Origin of the sequence: Glaciimonas immobilis (genome assembly GCF_011947285.1) — a bacterium.
GTDB classification, from domain to species: domain Bacteria; phylum Pseudomonadota; class Gammaproteobacteria; order Burkholderiales; family Burkholderiaceae_D; genus Glaciimonas; species Glaciimonas immobilis.
In genome coordinates this window covers 233,274-253,546 of record NZ_JAAOZT010000009.1, presented here as the reverse complement: position 1 = coordinate 253,546, position 20,273 = coordinate 233,274, and the positions used below count along the sequence as shown (strand labels likewise).

The window sequence follows — 20,273 nt, the reverse complement described above, 5'->3', positions numbered from 1 at the left end:
GTCATGGATCATCATTGAGGCGCCCATACGCCTACAGAAATATCTATTTTTACTACAGACTTATCTTGGACCACCTGTTTTTTTATGCGTTATTTCGCGCCCAGTGAGAATGAAAGTACGCTTTTTTTATTGAAATTGTCGCGACATGGTGGCATTTCCCTTTTGATTTTATTTTATATAGACTGCGCCCTTTCCATTTGTTGAATATTTAAAGGCGCGTCATGCAAAACCCCATTCAAAACAAAAAATTACTAAAAAAAATTCTTCCTCTGATGATTGCGTTGGCAACTTTCGGTGCCACGCAATCGGTGCTAGCTGTTGACGTTGCCCGCGATGCGCGAGGTCAGATCAAGGCAATTAAAGCTACCTCCAACGAACAAAATTATCTGGACGGTCTTACGGTTGAAGTAACGCAAAAGGCCATGGCGAATGGCGGAACAGAGGTTCTGGCCGAGGCAGTGAATACCATGTCTGCTTCACCAGTGCCGCTGAGGTTCCGCTGGTTCGTTCCGCAAAACGCGGTAGTCGAAAATCCCGATCTGAGTAAGACTGCAGGCATGGCGTTTAATATGCCTGCGGAAAAGGACCGCAACTATGACGCGACTTTGATAGCGACTGTCCTTAACGGCGACGCCAGTCCACTAATGCGGATAATTAACGTAACGATTACGCCGGTTGGATCGACGCAGGCGTATTTGAATGGTCTGACCGTGGATACGGTGCAAAAGAAGGGGTTTGATGGCTCGGTGGAGTTGACGATAAAAGCTGGAAATGAAGAAAAATCGGCATCGCCTGCTCCTGTGAAATATAGCTGGTGGGTTGCGACAGATAACAATGTCAGCACTAACCAAAAAACAGATATTCCGGAGGCGCACTTCACAATCCCAGCCTCGCAACAAAAAAACTATAAAGTTTATGTGCTCGCTAGTGATGCGCGGGACAACGGTTCCATTATCATTACCCGTTCGCTGACGGTAACACCACAAGGATCAACACAGGAATGGGTTAAGGGTCTGACGTTTGACTCAACACAAACATTGCAACCGGATGGATCCGTTGAAGTCAAAATAACGCACGGCAACAAATACCAGCCGCACTCGCCGACGCCAGTGCAGTACTATTGGCTCGCCGATCCTCTCGCAATCCCAGGAAGTATGAATCCACCGAAGGGCCAACTGCTTGATCTACCTGAGCTTAAGTTCACGATGCCAGCCGGACAGCGCGTTCCTTATTCCGCTTTCGTTAGCGCGTCCGACGTTGACGATGAGAACGTCAAAGCAGCGCATTTGGTTACAATTAATCCCCAGTTATCTCCCAAAGCCACTGCTAAGAAATAAGAGATCACGGTGCGGAGTCCTTGCCGCCGCACTATTTCTTTCTCATTCGGTTTCACTATGAATTGATCGTAGTATCACCGTTTGAGAAAGACTTTTTATGTCAAGAATCGGAAAATATTTTTATTGTACTGACCATATTCAGGATGGCTGTTTAGGTTCAAGGTTATCGAAACCGCGCCACCGATAGAACGCCATGGAGGCGATCCAGCTGCCAATGAAAAAAATAATAATCGCGTAGCCCAGATTACCAAAGTTACCCGTCAGCGTATTGATGACGCCCCAAAATTTTCCTCCAAATGCCATTTTTTCGCCTACCAGGCCGAGCACTTCCAGAGTCCCAATCGCTAACGCCACAATCACGGAAACCAGCGTGATGGTCATGTTGTAGTACAGCTTTCTGATTGGTTTCACGAATGCCCATCCATAGATGCCAAGCATCAGCGTGCCGTCCAGTGTATCGACCAATGACATGCCAGCGGCAAACAATACAGGGAAAACTAAAATGGACCAGATCGGGATACCGTTAGTTGCCTGCGTCGCCGCGATGCCCAGCAAACCCACTTCTGTGGCGGTATCAAACCCAAGGCCAAACAGGAAACCTAACGGATACATATGCCAGCTGCGCGAAATCATGGCGAACATTGGACGGAACAATCTTGCCAGCAATCCTCTGCTATTCAATAATAAATCGAAGTCTTCAGGGATGAATTCGCCGCCTTTACGGATGTGCTGGAATGCTTTGTAAATCGAGCGAAATACCATCAGGTTGATGATGCCGATAATGATCAGAAAAAAAGCGGATATCAACGTACCCACAATACTGCCGATGACTTTGAATTGCTCCAGCTGTCCGGTCAGCGCCGATGCGGTGGCGGCGATTACCACGGACGCCAGCAACACGACAGTGGAGTGCCCCAACGAAAAAAAGAAGCCTACAGCGACCGGTTGCTGGCCATCTTGCATCAGCTTGCGCGTAACGTTATCGATGGCTGCAATATGATCGGCATCTACGGCATGGCGTAGTCCCAGACTGTACGCGAGAAACGCTGTACCGAGCAAAATAGGATGACCGTCAAAAGCGACAATTGCCCATGCCCACGCAAGAATATTGAACGCCAGAAGAAAGCCGTAGATGCCGACTATTTTTCTGCGTAAATTATGGTCGAGCTTGCTATATACTGCCTTGAAAATATTCAACATATGGTTTTTCTTGGTGCTTGATTATTTATCGAAAACTATTGATGCTATAAGCCGGTATCGGCCGTCGATGCTAACGAAGGTTTTCTAATGCCTGTAGCAATGGCAAGGTTGCGTCAGCAATACGGTCGATACTTGCTTCGCGCAGCGCCATCAAATCCAGAGGTACCGCATTTGCCAGGCCCGACCATGCTAACAAGGCGCGTAAAGCCGCCGGGTTATCAAAGATGCCATGCAGATAGGTTCCCAGAATATGGTCGTCGGCAGAACGTGCGCCTTCTGCAATGGCGTTGCTTTCCAACGCTATGGTTTCAATCGCTTGTTGAATAAAAAATGCAGGCTTTGACAGTGCTGCGCCGTAGGAGATGCCCATATGAATCTCGTACCCATCCACGCTAGCATCGGCAAATGCGCAGCGACCGGTCACTTGCTTCAAGTGTTTGTCGGGTGCCATTTGTGTATCCAGGTCCAGCAATCCCAATCCTTCGGTCACGCCAGCAACGCCCTCAATCCCATGGGCATCGATCACGCTTTTGCCTAACATCTGAAAACCGCCACAAATCCCGATGATCTTGCCGCCATAACGCAGATGGCGATTCAGCGCATCCGGCCAACCTTGCTCCTTCAACCATGCCAGATCGCCCCGCGTATTTTTGCTGCCGGGCAGAATAATCAAATCTGCAGCAGGAATCGGCTGGCCAAAGGCAATAAATTGCAAATCTACCGCAGGGTGCGCCCGCAGCGCGTCAAAATCCGTGTGATTACTGATGCGCGGTAATAACGGCACGATCACCTTAAATTTACCTTTGGTCGCTTGCGCCGACTGAATCGCGTCCTCTGCATCCAGCGACAGGCCATGTAGATAGGGCAATACCGCCAGGACCGGTTTGCCGGTCCGCGCCTCCAGCCAGTCCAGTCCACCTTGCAACAAACTGATATCTCCCCGAAAGCGATTAATGACGAAACCGATCACGCGCGCGCGTTCGGTGTCCGACAGGCAATCGAGCGTACCGACGATGTGTGCGAAGACGCCGCCACGGTCAATGTCGGCAATTAATACTACCGGACAATCGACCGCCTCGGCAAAGCCCATATTGGCAATATCGCGGTCGCGCAGATTAATTTCTGCCGGACTACCCGCGCCTTCTACGATAATCGCATCGTATTGGGCTGACAAGCGCTGATACGATTCAAGCACCGCCGTCATCGCGGTGGTTTTATATTGGTGATAGTCGCGTGCGTTCATGTCGGCGCGTACATGGCCATGCACAATCACCTGGGCACCGATATCGCTGGAGGGCTTAAGCAAAATGGGATTCATGTCTGTGTGCGGGGGCAGACCCGCTGCCATCGCTTGTAACGCCTGACCGCGCCCAATTTCACCGCCATCTACTGTGACAGCGCTATTGAGCGCCATGTTCTGCGGCTTAAACGGCACCACTTTTACGCCTCGACGCGCTAATAAACGGCATAACGCGGCGACCAAAGTGGTCTTACCCGCATCGGAAGTAGTGCCTTGAATCATCAAGGTTTTATACGGAAAGGTCATTGTGCATCCAGTTGTTGGCAGCATTCATTCTGCATTTTGATCATGTCTTTTTGTAATGTGCCGTACTCGCCATTCGCTCAACGCTGTTTGCAGACGTTGCCAACCAGACTCCTCGGCGGGCAAACCCAACCGGATGCCGCCGGCACCACGCGTAAATAACCTGACCCAGAGTGCCCGTTCCGCCATGTGCTGCTGCAAGCATTCCGCATCCGCCTCTGCCCACCATTGATATAAAGCGCTGCCATTGCTATTGATACTCACACTTGATAACAGCGAGTGTAGGCGCTCACCATCACGCAGCAATCGAACCCGTGTATCGCGCTGCCACTGCGTATCCGATAATGCGGAAAATCCAATCGCCTGTGCCGGACCACTGACCGACCACGGTCCCAGATAGTCTGCCAATTGACGCAGTAATGTTTCTTCAGCTGCAACAAAGCCCAATCGCAAACCTGCCAGCCCAAAAAATTTACCGACCGAGCGCAGCACGATCAAGCCCGCTTGCGCGCTCCATGCCGCCACGCTGAGGGCTGGGGTGGTATCGGCGAAAGCTTCATCCACGACCAACCAGCCACCGCGTGCGGCTAGTTGACCAGCCCAATCCAGCAATAACGCCGGGGCGACCGTTGCGCCGGTCGGATTATTAGGATTGCAAATTACCATCACGTCGCAATCCTCCACTGCCGTTGCTAATTCTGCATAGGCAACCTCCCGCACTGCATGCCCGGATCTTGTCCAGCAATGCGCATGCTCGGCATAAGCGGGCGCTGCGACCACAACGCGCGAAGCCGGACGCAAACAAGGTAGCGCTTGAATCGCTGCCTGAGTACCGGCGACAGGCAGCATATTGGGCGCACCGTAATATTGCGCGGCGGCTTTTACCAGACCTGGGTGCTGTTCGGGCAGCCGATGCCAGACATCGGTTGCCAGCGCGGGGACCGGATAGGGGCAGGGATTGATGCCGGTAGAAAGATCTAACCACGCTTCGTGTGACTGCCCGAAACGTGTCGCCGCCGCCTGCAGATTACCGCCGTGCTCAAGCATAGGTTGCCTGCATAATCATCCTTTTTGCGTAAAAATAACTGCCCAGACCAACAGAATGGCGAGCCACAATAGCGTCGTCCGCAGGACTAGTTGCCATGCGCGGCGTATGTCGGTGAACGTGGCTACCGTGCCACTGCCGAGAGGCGGTCTGATCTCTGACACGCCGTCATACGTTGCGGCACCTCCCAGCGCTAAACCAAGTGTGCCGGCACCGGCTGACATCACAGGGCCAGCGTTAGGACTCGGCCATGCCGCTGCCTGAGTGCGCCAGCATCGGAACGCCAGTTGCGTGTGCCCCAGCGTGGCATAGGACACAGCGGTGAGACGTGCGGGTATCCAGTTAAGCAGGTCGTCAATGCGTGCGGCGACACGTCCGAATAAGTTATAGCGGGTGGACCGATAGCCCCACATCGCATCCAGCGTATTTGCCAGCCTGAACAGCACCGCGCCGGGGGCACCAGCGATAGCAAACCAGAATAAGGTACCGAACACAGCATCGTTGCCGTTCTCTAACAAAGACTCTACGGCGGCCTTGGATAAATCAGCCGGACTGGCATTGTCGGTATCGCGGCTGACGATGCGGGAGGTCAGATTTCGGGCCGCCGCCAGTTCGCCGTCCGCCAGTGCCTGTGCGATAGGCACCGTATGGTCGCGCAAACTACGTAATCCAAGGCACAAATAGAGCAGGATTGCGTGGACTGCCAGCGCAGCAATCGTCGGTAAAACTTGTAATATCAACACAACTGCCAGCACCGGCGGCAATACCGCCAGCATCCACGCTAGCGTGCCGCGCAAAATTGTCATGTGACGGGGCGTCTGCGTCTGCTTCACCGAATCAGAAGAATGCGGATTTAACCGGCGCTCCAACCTGCTGGCAACGCTTCCAAACCCTACCAGCGGATGCCAGCGACGCGTCTCGCCCAGCATCATGTCGAGCGCCGCACCGGCAATCGTCAGCAATGCAATAGCCAGAATGCCGAGACCACTTAGCATTGCGCGCCTTTCAACACCAGCGGCAAACCTGCGGCAATGAATACTGCACGTTCACACATAGCGGCAACGGCCTGATTGAGGCGACCGGCCTCATCGACAAACCAGCGTGAGACTGCGCCTTGCGGCACGATGCCCATACCGACTTCGTTGGAAACCAGAATGATGTCCCCCTTTGCGTTGGTCAGCGCTTTCAAAAAAGCCGCGCGCTCCTGTTCATAAAGCGCGGGCGGGATAATCTTGCCAATCTCAGGAAACGTGATGCTCTCGGAAAACAATAAGTTGGAACACCACACGGTTAAGCAATCGATCAGCAAGACCCGCTCCGGCGCACTCCATTCCGCAATGGCTGCGCCCAGCGTCAACGGTTGCTCCACGGTGTGCCATTGTGCCGGGCGCTGGGCCTTGTGCAGGGCTATTCGTGCCTGCATCTCGATATCGCTTTGGGTACCCTGCGCTGCCGCTGTGGCGATATAAATCACCTCGCGTTGGGTCGCTTCGGCCAGCTGCTCGGCATAATTGCTTTTGCCGGAACGGACACCGCCCAGGATGAAAGTCCGAACGATCCCGGTGTTCGGTGTTTCTGGTAAGTCAGGTGAATTGTTGTGATTAAGCATTGGTTTTATCCTCCCAAACGTTTTCAGATATCAGATTGTGCAAATTTTGCCGATTGGCCCAACCTTCCATTTCCAACATCGGACGCGGGTAAAACTCTGCAACATGACCAAGACAGAGAATGGCGATCGGCTTGGCGTCAGCCGGAATGCCCAGCAAATTGCTGAGCGCCAACGGATCGAACAACGATACCCAGCCCATACCGATGCCTTCAGCCCGCGCCGCCAGCCACATGTTTTGAATCGCACAGGCGACTGAACAAAGATCCATTTCCGGCAGTGTGCGACGGCCAAATATGTGTGGCGTACGCTGCCCCATTAAAGACACGACCAACACTTCGCCACAATCGCGGATACCTTCAACCTTCAGCCGCATGAACGCGTCCTCCCGCTCACCCAGCGCATGTGCGGTATTGATGCGCTCTTGTTCCACCAGCGCATGTAGTTGCACACGCAAGGCCGCGTCGGTGATACGGATAAAGCGCCACGGCTGCATGAAGCCAACGCTAGGTGCCATATGTGCGGCTTGCAATATCCGCGCTAAGAAGTCTGCATCAAGCGGGTCCGGCAGAAAGTGGCGCATATCGCGCCGCTCTGCAATGACTTTATATACCGCCGCGATCTCGGCATCATGGAATCGGTTCATAGAAAATTTAAGGCAAAAATAGCTGCGCGGCTGCAACCGGGTTGGATGGAAAATAACAATGTAAATAGCTGGCAATGATACGGTTCTGCTGAAATATCTTTTCTCCTGCGGAGGTGTTGTGCAGTCTTTCCCCGCTGGCTATTGGGATCATCCCGGTATCAATGATCGAATGATGGAAAGTATGCGCCCGAAGCGCACCGCCGGGCATCGGTGCGGTCTGATATCCCAATCCCTGCAGGCGCTTTTGCATGATGGCGTGCCCGGGCAAAAGACCGGCCATGCTGGCACGCTGCCCCGCCACGTCGGTCAATGATTCCATTAAATACAACATCCCGCCGCACTCTGCGTAGATCGGCTTGTTGTGACGATGATGCGCCGTTAACGCGGCCTTCATTGACGGATTATCTTGCAGTGTTTGCAGATGCAGTTCGGGATAACCGCCTGGCAAATACAAACTATCCACTTCTGGTAATGCATGATCGTTGAGTGGTGAAAAGAAAACCAGTTGGGCGCCCATCGCTCGCAGACAATCGAGATTGACAGGATAGAGAAATGAGAATGCTGCGTCTTGCGCGACGCCAACTCGGGTGCCCTGCAACAGCGTTGGTAACGTCATTAACCGGTCATCTTGCTGAGGCCGCCGAAACTGGACAGCTTTCGGTAGTTGGGCGAGTTTGGTTTGACCAATCGCGATCGCCGCACGATCAATACGCGCGTCAAGATCATGCACTTCTGCAGCTTGCACCAGCCCAAGGTGCCGCTCCGGCAGTGCATACTCTGGTGTCCGCAACATGGCACCGAAATACGGTATGTTTAACTCGGAACGCAGGCCTTGCTGCAACATCTCGGCGTGCCGCGGACTTGCCACCGCGTTGGCTAACACGCCTGCAAAAGTCACGTCGGGACGGAAACGTGCCAATCCGTAAGCAAGCGCACCAAAGGTCTGGGCCATACCGGTCGCATCAATCACGGCCAGCACCGGAACGCCGAGCAAGACCGCCAGATCGGCGCTACTCGGCTGTCCATCAAAGAGCCCCATCACACCTTCAATCAAGATCAGGTCAGCTTCCGCTGCGGCATCGCTCACCAACTGCTGGCAGGCGCTTTCGCCAGCGAGCCAGAGGTCAAGCTGATACGCGGGCTGGCTGGTGCTGCTATTGCCGCTGGTGCCGCCTGCTGCGCGCGCCAATAACATGGGGTCCAGAAAATCAGGGCCGGTCTTGAACACCCGCACACGCAATCCCCTTGCTGCATGGTAGCGCGCCAAAGCCGCCGTCACGGTTGTCTTACCATGATGGGACCCGGGGGCGCTAATAAAAAGCGCGGGGACCCTTGGCTGCAGAGGCGACGTATCAGAGTCAGACATCATTAAAATTCAACGCCCTTTTGCGCCTTGATTCCTTGCGTCTGGTACGGATGTTTGAGTGGACGGAACTCAGTCACTAAATCCGCGGCCTCAATCAAATCATCCGGTGCATGACGGCCCGTGACGACAACGTGCAACATCTCGCGCCGGACCGCAAAAACCTTTAGCACCTCTGCGAGGTCGAGATATTGATAGCGCAATACGATATTAAGTTCATCCAGTATCACCATATCGTAAGACGGGTCCTCTATCATTCGTACCGCTTCCGCCCAACCGGTTGCAGCGGTTTGCATGTCGGCGTTGCGATCCTGGGTATCCCACGTGTAGCCATGGCCAACGACGTGGAAATCGCAATGGTCATGTGCGCCCAGAATATTGCGCTCGGCGCTGTCGAGCGCGCCCTTGATAAACTGGACCACGCCTAGCTTCATTCCATGGCCAAGGATGCGCATGCCCATGCCGAAAGCGGCTGTCGATTTGCCCTTGCCGGTACCGGTATTGACAATCAACAAGCCTTTTTCTTTTTGGGCGGCGGCTTTCTTTTTTTCAAAACCTTCTTTATGGCGTTGCGTCATGCGCTTATGGGATGCGTCGTCAGTTTTCATTTGATTCCTCTGATTTTTTAAATGCCATTGCCGTGAAAATGCCATGCCGATTATTTCCAGATCGTACCGGTCAGATTGGACAACATCTCTGCCACTTCGGCGCGGCGCAGGTGATAGCCGATAAATACCAATTCCGATTGCACGGACGGTTGCACGGAGGCTTGGGTTGAGGGCGCGGCGCTGCCCTCTGCCATTTCACATATCGTGACGCGGGTGCGCACGCCCTGCAGTAACCACACTTTGGGCGAATCGCTAGTGCGTATAAAACCTTTGCTACGCAAGATGGGTGCTGAGCGCGATGCTGCCGTAACAGCCGCCTTTAGTTTTTCTACCGATTGCCGGCTAACGCTGCGTAACGTAAACGACATCCAGCCCGGATCCTGCTCGTGAAAATGTTTATGCGTGGCAAGACCGTGACTATGGGCAGCCATGCCCGAATGCGCATGACCATTCAGCACGCTTTGATGTGGCAAGAGCGCACTATCCGACGTCGGCATCTGAACCACGGGTGCGTAAGTATGGTTATGCGCCAGCTCTTTGGCCTGGTGCAACCGCAGACCTAAGGCAAGACGAATATCGAGTTGCGCGTTATAGGCTAGCTCTAGAAATCGCACATTCGAGGCCCGCGCCCGCACGCGTGACTCTGCCTCCAGCAAGGCGCTTTCATCCAACGCATCTATTTTATTCAGCACTACCACATCAGCGTATGCCAGTTGCTGATCAAACACCGTGGCAATCGAGTTACTGACCGATTCTGTGGTGTCACCTGTCGCGCTATGCTCAAACGCATCGGCTAGCAGCAATGGTGTGTCGACCACAGCCAGCGTCGCATCCAGCACAAATGTGGCGACCAGTTCCGGTCCTTGCAGCAATTCCATCACCCCGGTTGGCAATGCCAGACCGGACGTCTCGATCAGCACATGGTCAACGTTGGCGCGTCGTTCGGCGATCTTCAGCATGGCCGGGATGAATGAATCATCGTTACCATAGGCGATCAAGCCATGCGGAAAATCGTGAATACGGATGTGATCATCCCCATCGGCAACGTCGCGCATTAATACACCGTCGATGGCCATTTCACCGAATTCGTTGATCAGCAATGCCAGCCTGCGCCGTTGACGACGCTTGACCAAACCGCTTAGCAAAGTGGTTTTTCCGGACCCTAGAAAGCCGGTGACAATTGTGACGGGAATAGGTGATTGCATCAGAGTATCCTCATGGCGCTGACTTGCGGTTGCGACATATTCTGCCACTTACTGTGCCATTTACTGTGAACCACATGCTGACTCCCAATGCTGAATCTGCGCCAGCACCGACGCGAAGGTTGACGCCACGCATGGATAGGCTACCGGGGGCCGCTGCACGACCAGCAGTGGAATCCCCAACGCAGCAGCGGCATCTACCTTGGCCTGAAAACCTCCGGCGTCGCCAGAATCTTTGGTGACGATGCAATCAATACTCCAATCGCGCCACAGGGCCTGATTAAAGTCTTGTGAAAATGGTCCTTGCATCGCGCAAATATGACTGCGCGGCAAGCCCAGATCGAAGGCGCGCTGCAGGTTTTCGGCATCAGGCGTGATGCGGGCGAACCATTGCGTTTGCATCTGCGCTTGCGTTTGCACTGCGCCGGGCGCTTGCAAAAAACTGCCGAGATCCTTGGAGCCGGTCGCCAGAAATATCCGTTTACCAATCGCCATTGCGCGTTGCGCTGCCTCCGCCATGCTCGTGCAGAGTAGTGCATTCTCTGCCCCGGCGTGTGCACTCGCCAACCCGCTCGGACGCTCATAGCGAATGTAAGGAATACCCAATTCTTGCGATAAAGCTATCAACTGCTCGGAGATAATTGTGGCGTAAGGATGCGTGGCATCGACCAGTACCCGCGCGTGACTTTTTACCAGCGCTTGCCGCCGTGCTTCTACACCTTGCCGCCCGGCCCAGACGGTCACGCCGGGACAGTCTTGCAACGCGACCTCGCCACCGTATTCAGTGGCGGCGGAAACAACGACCGGATTGCCCTCTGTTGCCAGCGAGCGCGCCAAGGCGTTGCCGTCGCTGGTACCCGAAAATACCCACGTCGCAGCCGTTGGAAACGGCGCAGCATCGTCTGCCGAGGTCGGCGTTTCCGTCTCCGGTGCGCGCCATTCGTTATAGCCGCGAGGCGTAAATATCTGGTCGCGTTTGCGCTGCGTAAAGCGATTACCGATGACAATCGTGGTCAGCATGTCGAACTTGAGTGTCAACAAATCCTGCAGAGAATAAATGGCGACTTCCTGACCGGGTCGATAGGCATTTTTAACCACCCCGCACAATGTCCCCGGCGCCTTGGATTCGAGCATCAAGTTAAGGATGCGATAAACCCCTTCTTGCCGCCCTGCACTTTGGACGTTGTACAGCACGCAGGCAAGATCGGCCTGCGCAATGTGGCGAGCGCGCTGCTCTATCCAATCCCATGGACATAACAAATCCGACAAACTCAGCGTCGCAAAATCATGCGATAGCGGTGAGCCCAGCAGCGACGCGCAGGCATTGGCTGACGTAACCCCGGGAATGACGTTAACGGTAAACGTGTCGTCTTCGCGGATTTCATCATAAGCCAGTGCGGCCATCGCATAGATGCCAATATCGCCGCTGGAAATAAGCGCCACGGTGGCACCCGCCCGGGCTTTTTCGATTGCCAATAAGGCCCGCTCGCGCTCTTGCGTCAGCGGCGGCGTGTGGATTTCTTTGCCAACTATCCAGGGGCCAATCCAGCGCAGGTACAACTCGTAGGCGACGATTACGCTGCTTTCACGCAATGCGTTTTCTGCACGTGGAATGATCAAGTCCGCAAAACCCGGACCGACCGATACTAAATTTAAAACACCCGTCATAATTTTTGCTCCTGCACAATCGCAGATTTTAAAGTGAATAATTGGTCCTCTACGACCGCCACCGCAACGCCATTAAGAGCTGTTTTGGGCACGATCAATGCGCCGCGTGGCGAGGCGATCAGTGCGCATGGCTCGCACACGCCGTCCAGCGCGACGTTCTGCTGCACCCATGCGGATGGCTGCGACACCCAGGCGCGGGCCGCGACGGTCGCGTGAGAAAGCACGCGTAATGGCAACTCATGTTGCAGGCAAAAGGTTAGCAAGCCGGGTTCATTGGCCTTGAGATCAATGGTCGCGACCTCTCTTACCTCTGCCAGACTGCGCTCACCAAGTGCCGCCTGCACCGCAGCCGCGATCTGGTCTTTACTGACACCTTTGCGACAGCCGATGCCCACCACCAACGGTTTGATGGCCTCGGTCGCCGTAGTGATGACCGGTACGGCACCAATCGCGGCGGCAACGCGATATGCCAGCAGATTGGCACCGCCCTCATGTCCGGCTAATAACGATATCGCGAACCGGCCAGCCTCATCCACGACAACCACTGCAGGATCACTCAACTTGTCTTGCGGCAAACCCTCCAGAAAGCGGACAGCGATACCGGTCGCACCCAATAGCAGCCATTGGCGATGCTGATGAAATTGCGCGCCAAAAGCGATCCTTTGACTGCCATTCGCCGTCGACGCCATTTGCCATGGCCGATAACATGTCCCACCCAGATGCGTTTGCAATTGCGTGGCCAGTGGCTCGGCTTCTGCACGTACCAGCCAGATGCCCAGAGATGTGTCGTCGATATTATTCAATGGCAACCTTCTCTTCTGTTTTCTTTTTGGGAGTCTTTTTTTCCTTCTTTACTACACGGAATAAATGCGTAAATTCTTTCGAGTACAAACTCGATTCAACTTGCTGTCCATCACCTAAAGCCGCGCCGACCAACATCATCGTGGTCAGGTTCCAGCTACCGCGTTTGGTCTCAGCCAATACGGTTGCGAGCGTGCCCTCGTAGATTTTTTGCTCCGGCCAGGTGGCCCGATACACCAGCTTGACCGGCGTGTCGGCGGGATAGTGCAGGCGCAGATCAGTGACAATTTTTTTCAGATGCGGACCCGACAGAAAGATACACATCGTGGCGCGATGCTCCGCCAGTTTGGCGATTGCTTCGGCCTCTGGCACGGCGGAGGCGCGCCCCGATACCCGTGTCAAAATCACCGTCTGGGATACTTCCGGCTTGGTTAATTCAGACTGCACCATCGCGGCGGCGGCCGTGAAAGACGACACGCCAGGGACGATTTCATAGGCGATATCGAGCGCTTCCAGACGCCGCATCTGTTCGGCAGTCGCGCCATAAATTGCAGGATCGCCGGAATGCAGACGCGCTACGTCGCAATCGCTCTCCTTGGCGCGCTGATAGCAGGCTTGTTGCTGCTCCAGATCAAGCGTGGCGGTATCGAGCAGTTCGGCATCGGCACGACAATGCTGCAACATGGCAGTCGGCACTAATGATCCGGCGTAAAGGACCATGCCTGCTTTGCCTAACAAATTTGCCCCGCGCAAGGTAATCAAATCGGGTGCGCCGGGACCGGCACCGATGAAGTAAACTTTCATAACTATCTTTTCTCTCGTGGTGTTTTACGGACCAACAGGGTCGCCAGATAACCCATGGCTTCGGTCGCCGATAGCGTCGTTACCTCGGTTGCCAACAGCTCACCCGGAAGTCCGATACGGCGCGCAAAAGCGCAATGCGCGGCGATGCCCATGTCGCGCAACAAATCCAGTACCCAGGGCAAGCGGGCGCCGATTTTCATTAGCACGACAACATCGTGACTTTCTATCTCGTGGCGCAACGTCACCGCATCCTCCGGACAGGGCAAAATCAGCGTGCGTTCTTTGCCCTCACCAAGTGGCCAGCCCAACGCTGCCGCCGCCGCAGCGTAACTGGTAATACCGGGAAACGTGCGATGCGGCAATTGCGGTAAACGTGCCAGCAACGCGGCGAGTATATAACCGTAAGTTGAATAAGTCATGGTATCGCCGATGGTCAGATAGGCGACGTTCCGCCCGGCCTGAAGCTCAAGCGCGATCGCATCCGCCAACTGCGCATAATGGGTACTTAATACGCTGCGATCAGGGTCCATATTGAATTCAATTTCACGTAGCCGGGGTGAAACTTCACCACTGGAAAAATCAATTCCCACATCGATTCCGGCGAGGCATTGCAGCGCCACCGATGTCTCTGCACTGCGTGCCCGCGGTGCATAGACCAGGTCCGCTTTTTGCAAGACTTCGAGCGCCGCAACAGGCAAATATCCCGTCGGCCCCGGGCCTACGCCCACGCCCCAGAAGGTTCCGAGAGTATCTGTTTTAGGTTCTTGATTTTTCTTCGCATACGTTTCTTTATTTATCACCACGTTTACGTCCTTATTTGTTGCACTAATCTGACCAGCCGTCAGTGCCGGGGCTATCGTTTTGTTCATGCTCCCAACCTATTTCCATGCAGATCAAATAAACGCACTTCGACCCGGTCAACCGCGGGTACACGCCCATGCACGCAAGCGCCAATCCGTTGTTCGATATCCATCCAGAGTGCCTGTGCACGGGCGGGATCGCCTTCCATTTTTAATCTTTCCATCGCTGCCTCTACTGTGTTGGCGTTAGCCAGTTCTTCTACGAGCGCTGCGGGATAACCACGCTCCGCAGCAATCCGCGCTACTACTCCCATCGCCATATTGCTTTTGCTGGAATGGGTATCCCATACGCCATCCAGCACTTTAGCTAGTTTGCCGGGATGACCTGCCAGCCATAAAACCGGCAGGCGACGCCCTTCTTCTGCCAGCGCCGTCTGTGTAAAATCCAGTGAATCGCCTAAAAAATTGGCGATTTGTACCGCCCGTTTCTCCGGCAATCCCAGCACGTCTTTCGCAAAGTCACGTCCGATTTTGCCGGGCAAAAATGCCACACTGTCTGCACCGCCAGCAAGCGCCACGCGCACATACACTTCAACCGACGCGATCCAGGTTGCCAGCGACATTGGCTCTACAATGCCCGAGGTTCCTAAAATCGAAATGCCACCGACAATACCCAAACGCGGATTGAAGGTCTTGCGCGCAATCTGATGACCGTTCTCGCAGCCGATAGTGAGATCAAATCCACCCGCACCACTATTTAAATCAGCGCCATATAGTTGCAGCGCCACCGCCTGTCGCATCATGGCGCGCGGCACCGGGTTAATTGCCGGTTCGCCCACCGCGACCCGCAGACCGGGCAGTGTCGCCGTGCCTACGCCTGCGCCAGCAATAAACCGCACTTCACCGGTTGCATTCCGACGTACTTCGGCAAAGATGGTGGCACCGTGCGTACTATCGGGATCATCGCCGCCATCTTTTAATACCTCTGCGCGTACCAAACCCTGCGCCATCGCATCCATCTTAAAAACACGCATAATCGGCACCCGCAAAAAATGCAGACTATCGGGCAACAATACTTCTACTTCCGCTACTTCTTCGCCATGCAACAATAACCGTAAAGCAGCAGTGACTGCGGCTGTGGCGCAACTGCCAGTGGTGCGGCCACGGCGCAGCCCGTTAGGTGCCAACACGTCGAGATCAAACTCGGCGCGCTGATGTGCCGGTTGTGCGTCAGACGGACACATACCCGGCGAGTTGGTTTTGCGCGTCGATCATCAATCCATTGACGACACTGGCGGCCCAAGGTGATCCGCCACGCGTGCCACTATTGGTAATTCTTGGCACTTGCAGGCAGCGGCGCAGATCGTCTTTGCTTTCACGCGTACCAACAAAACCTACCGGCAAACCGATCACCAGTTGCGGCCGCCAGCCATGCTCCCGGATCAACCGGGTCACTTCCATGATGGCGGTTGGCGCATCACCGATGGCAAGCACGATGTCATTGCCAAACTTTTCAAATGCACGACGCATCCCCGCCGCTGAGCGGGTGATCCCATGCGCGGCGGACATCAGGTGGGTTTCGCGATCATGTACACCGCACCAGGTCTGGATGCCTAACTCCTCCAGCAACGCACGTTTCAATCCGGTTTGCACCATGGTGACGTCAGTGACGATTTGCTTGCAGCGCAATAACGCGCGAATACCGGTTTCAACAGCGCCCGGCGACAGAAAAATATCGTCCACCGCGTTAAAATCGCCGCTGGTGTGTACCAGACGTTGCAACACAGTCAAATGCGCTGCCGGGAATACAGACCAGTCCCGGCCCGCTGCGATGATACGAAAACTTTCGGCCTCAATCGGATGGGGGACGTAGGGCAATATTGCAGCCTGTTCAGGAATTGTTGTCGGCACGTTGGCGAGCAGGCCGCGCACTTGTAGATGATGTGCGCGCTGCGGTTCTCCGACTTGTTCCTCAAAACCAACAATCTGCACACGATATTTACATAACGCGCAGTTCATATCTGCGCGTCCTGCTACCGCTTCACGGGCACGTTCGATAAGGACATCGGCTACGTGCGCGTGTGCACCTAAATACCCGGCTTTCAACACTTCCAGACCATCTTCACGTTGTTGCAATTCATCGGCTGCCGCGTAAATCCGCTTGACCAGAATGCCATCAAATAAAAAGAAAGGCAGCACCACAAGACGAGAAAAACCTAACTGCGCTGCAGCGCGCAAACCGTCGGCGACCAGCGGCTTTGCAGTCCCCGAATAACACACGATGGCGCTGCCAAAACCCATGCCTTCCTCGAGCATGCGGGCCAGTTTGGAGACCTCGCTATTGGCGTCGGGATCGGTAGTGCCGCGCCCGACCAGCACCAGACAAGTGTCCGCGCGCCGGAGCGTCTGGGCCGAAGTCGCTTCTGCGGCAATGATGCGTTCTTGCGCTAATTGCAGTAATTGCGGGTGCAAATTGAGCGGCGCACCAAAATGGAAATCGATAGCTGGATAGTCTCGCGCCATTGCCAGCACCTCAGCGGGCATGTCGTTCTTGGCGTGACGTGCGGCTAATAATACTGCCGGAACAACGGCGATTTTTTGCACGCCTGCAGCGATGCTTTTGGTGACGGCCGCCGTCAGTGCGTCACCAATAGTCGGGCTGGAAAACTCCAGATAGCCGTGTGTCACCACGTGTTGTGGCGCACGCGCCCGGACCAGCGTTACCAGGGTCTCGAATTCTCGTACCGCATCGGGATCACGGCTGCCGTGGCCAGCGATGACGATGCTAAAATTGCTGGCATCGGTTGCACCATCAACGATCTTGATAGCCTGGCTTGCAGATTGTGGCGGATGGACAAAATTGTTCGTCATTATCAGGTTCCTGGCGCAGCTTCGATCTGGCTGTCCATTGGTGCCAGGGTGCGAATCAACATGATACTCATATCGCTAAATGTCTTGTCCACACACTCTGCCAGCGTGCCGTGCCATTCGGCCTCGGCGCGTGTCAGGTTCTCCCAGACTTCTGTCGGATGCGCGGGGTCGATGCCTTGCTGCAGCAGATAAGTGGCGATATGCGGCGGCATAAACGAGCGTGCGGCGTCCCACGGGCAAGGGATGACGATGGCATTACGCGCATCCTCAAGCACATGTACCAGATGACGTTTGAAAGGTGTCAGGTCGCCGCGACGATGAAAGGTGATAAAGGTGGTTTCATCAAAACAAACTTTGGCACGTGAGGCCAATATCTGCGCCGATGAAATACCCGGCAGTGTATCGACCGGATGACCGCAAGCGCGTTCGACCCGCTCCAGATACTGAAAACCGCTGAAATGAATATCGCCCATGAACACTACCACGCAGCGTTTTCCTTGATGGTGCGCTTTGGCGACGGCATCGAGTTGAGCGACCTGATCGCGGTAATTCATTAACACCACTTCGGCGGTCGCAGGGATGATGCTTTGAACCACGTTGACAACCGCGTCAAAGCCCGCTACCACGTCAGCCTCACGGATCAGTTCCGCGCCGCGCTGGGTAAGATAACCAATGTCGCCGGGACCGGCACCAATACAGATGATCATAATAAACTTTCGATGTCACAATATTAAAAAACGTTATGCGCTGGATTTGTAGATTTTCGGGGCAGCACGTCGGCCTCGTTATCCGATCCGCGCCCGGATTGTTAGCGCCAGATTGTCAGCTGTCAGTTGTTCCAGCGTCAGACAGTCTGCCCCCAATGCTTCGGCCAGTTGCGCAGCACGCCCTAGCCGCAGATAGCCATCCTCGGTGTCCAACACCAGCGCGGCCATGCCGCTTGCGGCTAATTGCGTCGCCATCTCAAGCGTCTCCCGCCACGGATCGTTGCCCGCCGTCATCGCCACATTGGCCTTGCCGTCACTTAGAATCACCAGTAACGGCGTTGGGCTAATGCCAACTCGTCCATGCCGCTGCAAAGTCTCGCTCGCTAAATGCAACGCATGTGGTAACGGTGTGCGACCACCGGTAGGTAAGGTACGCAAGCTCTGCTCCGCCAGATCGATACCGCGCGTTGGCGCTAGTAACAATTGCGCCGACTCGCCACGGAATGCGATCACTGCGACTTCATCACGACGTTGATAGGCGTCGGTTAACAGCGATAACACCGCACCTTTAACAGCCTCCATACGGCGTTGTGCCGCCATCGAACCGGATGCATCAACGACAAATAAAATCAGATTGGCGACTTTACCCACACGTACTTGCGTGTGTAAATCTGCGTTAGTCACACTAAAATTCTGCGGATCGCGGATTGCTGCACTACGCAAGGTTGCTGCTACAGCCAGACTACCCACCTCGCCTTGATCGTCGGCCTGTTGACGCGGAACGCTACGCACCATTCTTCCGCGTGCAGCATCTTGCACATCGCTGCGACGACCAGCGACTTGCGTTGCTCCGCGTTGATGCAGATCGGTAACTGAAAGCTGGCGCGCAGTGGCCGCCGCAGCGATAGAAAACACTTGATGGTGCTCGTCGTTTTGGTCAGGCGCTTCAGTGTGTTCCGGTGATTCTGAGGCGTCGTTATTTGGCGCGGTATCTGCCGCAGAATCTGCGCTACCTTCAGGCGACGGGGCGGCAGGTGGCGACGCTTGTTGCATCAGTTCATCAAGCTTATCCTGATCCAGGCCAGATTGCTCGAATGGTTTGCGGCGACGGCGGTGCGGCAAGACCAGTTGAGCGGCCTGCCGGATATCGACCGGGGTCACGTTGGCGCGCCCTTCCAACGCAGCCAGCGCCCGAGCGGCCTTGTGCATGACGATGTCGGCACGCAAACTGGCGACCTCAAATTCACAACAAAGATGACTGATCAAATCCAGTAAAGCGTCGTCCAATATTACCTTCGGCAGTAAAATTTGGGCGGCGTTTATCTGGACTTGCAGCGCCATTTGCCGGGGTGCCCAGAGCGCTGCATAGGCAACCGGATCGGCCTCATAGGTGATGCGGCGACGCACGACTTCTGCACGGACCGTTTTATCAGTTGGCGCAACCACCTCGACCATTAATCCAAAGCGATCCAGCAATTGCGGGCGGAGGTCGCCCTCCTCCAGATTCATCGTGCCGATGAGTGTCAGACGTGCGGGATGGGTGACCGATAGTCCCTCGCGCTGAACGGAATTGACGCCCATGGCGGCGACGTCTAACAGTACATCGACCAGATGATCGGCCAGCAAGTTGACCTCATCAATATACAAAATTCCACGATGGGCGGAGGCCAGCAAACCCGGTTGAAAGGTTTGCGCGTCGCCCTTTAATGCACGTTGCAAATCCAGCGTCCCCAGGACGCGATCTTCGGTTGCACCTAACGGTAACGTTACAAACGGGACGCTGGCCGACATCACCATCCGACCAGGATCGGCGCAGGTTTCGCAGATGCCGCATGGCGTATCGGGACGGCAATTAAACGCACAACCGGCGATCCGGTTGATGGGCGGCAGGATCGCTGTAAGCGCGCGCGCGGCGGTGCTTTTGGCGGTGCCTTTATCGCCGCGAATCAACACCCCACCGAGGCCGGGATCGATCGCGCACAGCAGTAATGCGGTCTTCAGTTGGGGCTGCCCGACGATGGCGGAAAAAGGAAAGTATGGTGCTGTCATGGCTGCTCTATTTGATTATTTGC

At 55.0% G+C, this 20,273-nt stretch carries 18 protein-coding genes; 1 reads left to right on the top strand and 17 read right to left on the bottom strand.

All coding sequences use genetic code 11. From position 1 onward, the window contains the following. The first annotated feature begins 221 nt into the window (after positions 1-221). Positions 222-1,337 (top strand): hypothetical protein, encoded by a 1,116-nt coding sequence (locus HAV38_RS15475; protein WP_168056271.1) that lies wholly within the window; start codon positions 222-224, stop codon positions 1,335-1,337. 138 nt (positions 1,338-1,475) lie between these two features. On the opposite strand, the gene HAV38_RS15470 is transcribed toward HAV38_RS15475, so the two are convergent. The 17 genes from HAV38_RS15470 to HAV38_RS15390 all read right to left on the bottom strand — a co-directional run bounded on the left by HAV38_RS15470 (position 1,476) and on the right by HAV38_RS15390 (position 20,250). Continuing rightward, positions 1,476-2,537 (bottom strand): HoxN/HupN/NixA family nickel/cobalt transporter, encoded by a 1,062-nt coding sequence (locus HAV38_RS15470; RefSeq protein ID WP_168056270.1) that lies wholly within the window; start codon positions 2,535-2,537, stop codon positions 1,476-1,478. A 70-nt stretch (positions 2,538-2,607) separates the two neighbouring features. Further along, positions 2,608-4,083: a cobyric acid synthase gene (locus HAV38_RS15465; RefSeq protein WP_168056269.1), complete on the bottom strand. Its 1,476-nt coding sequence runs from the start codon at positions 4,081-4,083 to the stop codon at positions 2,608-2,610. A gap of 24 nt (positions 4,084-4,107) precedes the next feature. Continuing rightward, complete coding sequence (gene cobD / locus HAV38_RS15460) at positions 4,108-5,127, bottom strand: threonine-phosphate decarboxylase CobD (protein WP_168056268.1); 1,020 nt, start codon at positions 5,125-5,127, stop codon at positions 4,108-4,110. A 15-nt stretch (positions 5,128-5,142) separates the two neighbouring features. Beyond that, the gene (gene cbiB, locus HAV38_RS15455) at positions 5,143-6,120 is read right to left on the bottom strand and encodes an adenosylcobinamide-phosphate synthase CbiB (RefSeq protein WP_168056267.1); all 978 of its coding nucleotides are present in this window, start codon (positions 6,118-6,120) and stop codon (positions 5,143-5,145) included. Continuing rightward, positions 6,114-6,734, bottom strand: coding sequence for a bifunctional adenosylcobinamide kinase/adenosylcobinamide-phosphate guanylyltransferase (gene cobU, locus HAV38_RS15450; protein WP_168056266.1), 621 nt, complete (start codon positions 6,732-6,734; stop codon positions 6,114-6,116). Before cobU ends, cbiB begins: the two co-directional genes overlap by 7 nt. Then, positions 6,727-7,377 (bottom strand): 5,6-dimethylbenzimidazole synthase, encoded by a 651-nt coding sequence (bluB, locus tag HAV38_RS15445; RefSeq protein WP_168056265.1) that lies wholly within the window; start codon positions 7,375-7,377, stop codon positions 6,727-6,729. Before bluB ends, cobU begins: the two co-directional genes overlap by 8 nt. A gap of 7 nt (positions 7,378-7,384) precedes the next feature. Further along, the gene (locus HAV38_RS15440) at positions 7,385-8,743 is read right to left on the bottom strand and encodes a cobyrinic acid a,c-diamide synthase CobB (RefSeq protein ID WP_168056474.1); all 1,359 of its coding nucleotides are present in this window, start codon (positions 8,741-8,743) and stop codon (positions 7,385-7,387) included. Between the two features lie 2 nt (positions 8,744-8,745). After that, on the bottom strand, positions 8,746-9,348 hold the full coding sequence (cobO, locus tag HAV38_RS15435; RefSeq protein ID WP_168056264.1) for a cob(I)yrinic acid a,c-diamide adenosyltransferase: 603 nt from the start codon (positions 9,346-9,348) through the stop codon (positions 8,746-8,748). A gap of 50 nt (positions 9,349-9,398) precedes the next feature. Continuing rightward, positions 9,399-10,553 carry a CobW family GTP-binding protein gene (locus tag HAV38_RS15430; protein WP_168056263.1) on the bottom strand — a complete coding sequence of 385 codons (1,155 nt, stop codon included), beginning with the start codon at positions 10,551-10,553 and terminating at the stop codon, positions 9,399-9,401. A 60-nt stretch (positions 10,554-10,613) separates the two neighbouring features. Further along, positions 10,614-12,218, bottom strand: a complete 1,605-nt coding sequence (cobJ, locus tag HAV38_RS15425) for a precorrin-3B C(17)-methyltransferase (protein WP_168056262.1) — start codon at positions 12,216-12,218, stop codon at positions 10,614-10,616. Continuing rightward, positions 12,215-13,012 (bottom strand): cobalamin biosynthesis protein, encoded by a 798-nt coding sequence (locus HAV38_RS15420; RefSeq protein ID WP_168056473.1) that lies wholly within the window; start codon positions 13,010-13,012, stop codon positions 12,215-12,217. The genes cobJ and HAV38_RS15420 overlap by 4 nt, the downstream gene beginning before the upstream one ends. Position 13,013: 1 nt before the next feature. Beyond that, on the bottom strand, positions 13,014-13,823 hold the full coding sequence (gene cobM, locus HAV38_RS15415) for a precorrin-4 C(11)-methyltransferase (RefSeq protein ID WP_168056261.1): 810 nt from the start codon (positions 13,821-13,823) through the stop codon (positions 13,014-13,016). A gap of 2 nt (positions 13,824-13,825) precedes the next feature. Continuing rightward, positions 13,826-14,692, bottom strand: coding sequence for a precorrin-2 C(20)-methyltransferase (gene cobI, locus HAV38_RS15410; RefSeq protein WP_168056260.1), 867 nt, complete (start codon positions 14,690-14,692; stop codon positions 13,826-13,828). Continuing rightward, on the bottom strand, positions 14,689-15,867 hold the full coding sequence (gene cbiD, locus HAV38_RS15405; protein ID WP_168056259.1) for a cobalt-precorrin-5B (C(1))-methyltransferase CbiD: 1,179 nt from the start codon (positions 15,865-15,867) through the stop codon (positions 14,689-14,691). Before cbiD ends, cobI begins: the two co-directional genes overlap by 4 nt. Continuing rightward, positions 15,854-17,494, bottom strand: coding sequence for a precorrin-8X methylmutase (locus tag HAV38_RS15400; RefSeq protein ID WP_168056258.1), 1,641 nt, complete (start codon positions 17,492-17,494; stop codon positions 15,854-15,856). Before HAV38_RS15400 ends, cbiD begins: the two co-directional genes overlap by 14 nt. A gap of 2 nt (positions 17,495-17,496) precedes the next feature. After that, positions 17,497-18,201, bottom strand: coding sequence for a cobalt-precorrin-7 (C(5))-methyltransferase (locus HAV38_RS15395; protein WP_168056257.1), 705 nt, complete (start codon positions 18,199-18,201; stop codon positions 17,497-17,499). Between the two features lie 78 nt (positions 18,202-18,279). Beyond that, positions 18,280-20,250, bottom strand: a complete 1,971-nt coding sequence (locus HAV38_RS15390) for a putative cobaltochelatase (RefSeq protein WP_168056256.1) — start codon at positions 20,248-20,250, stop codon at positions 18,280-18,282. Positions 20,251-20,273 lie beyond the last annotated feature (23 nt).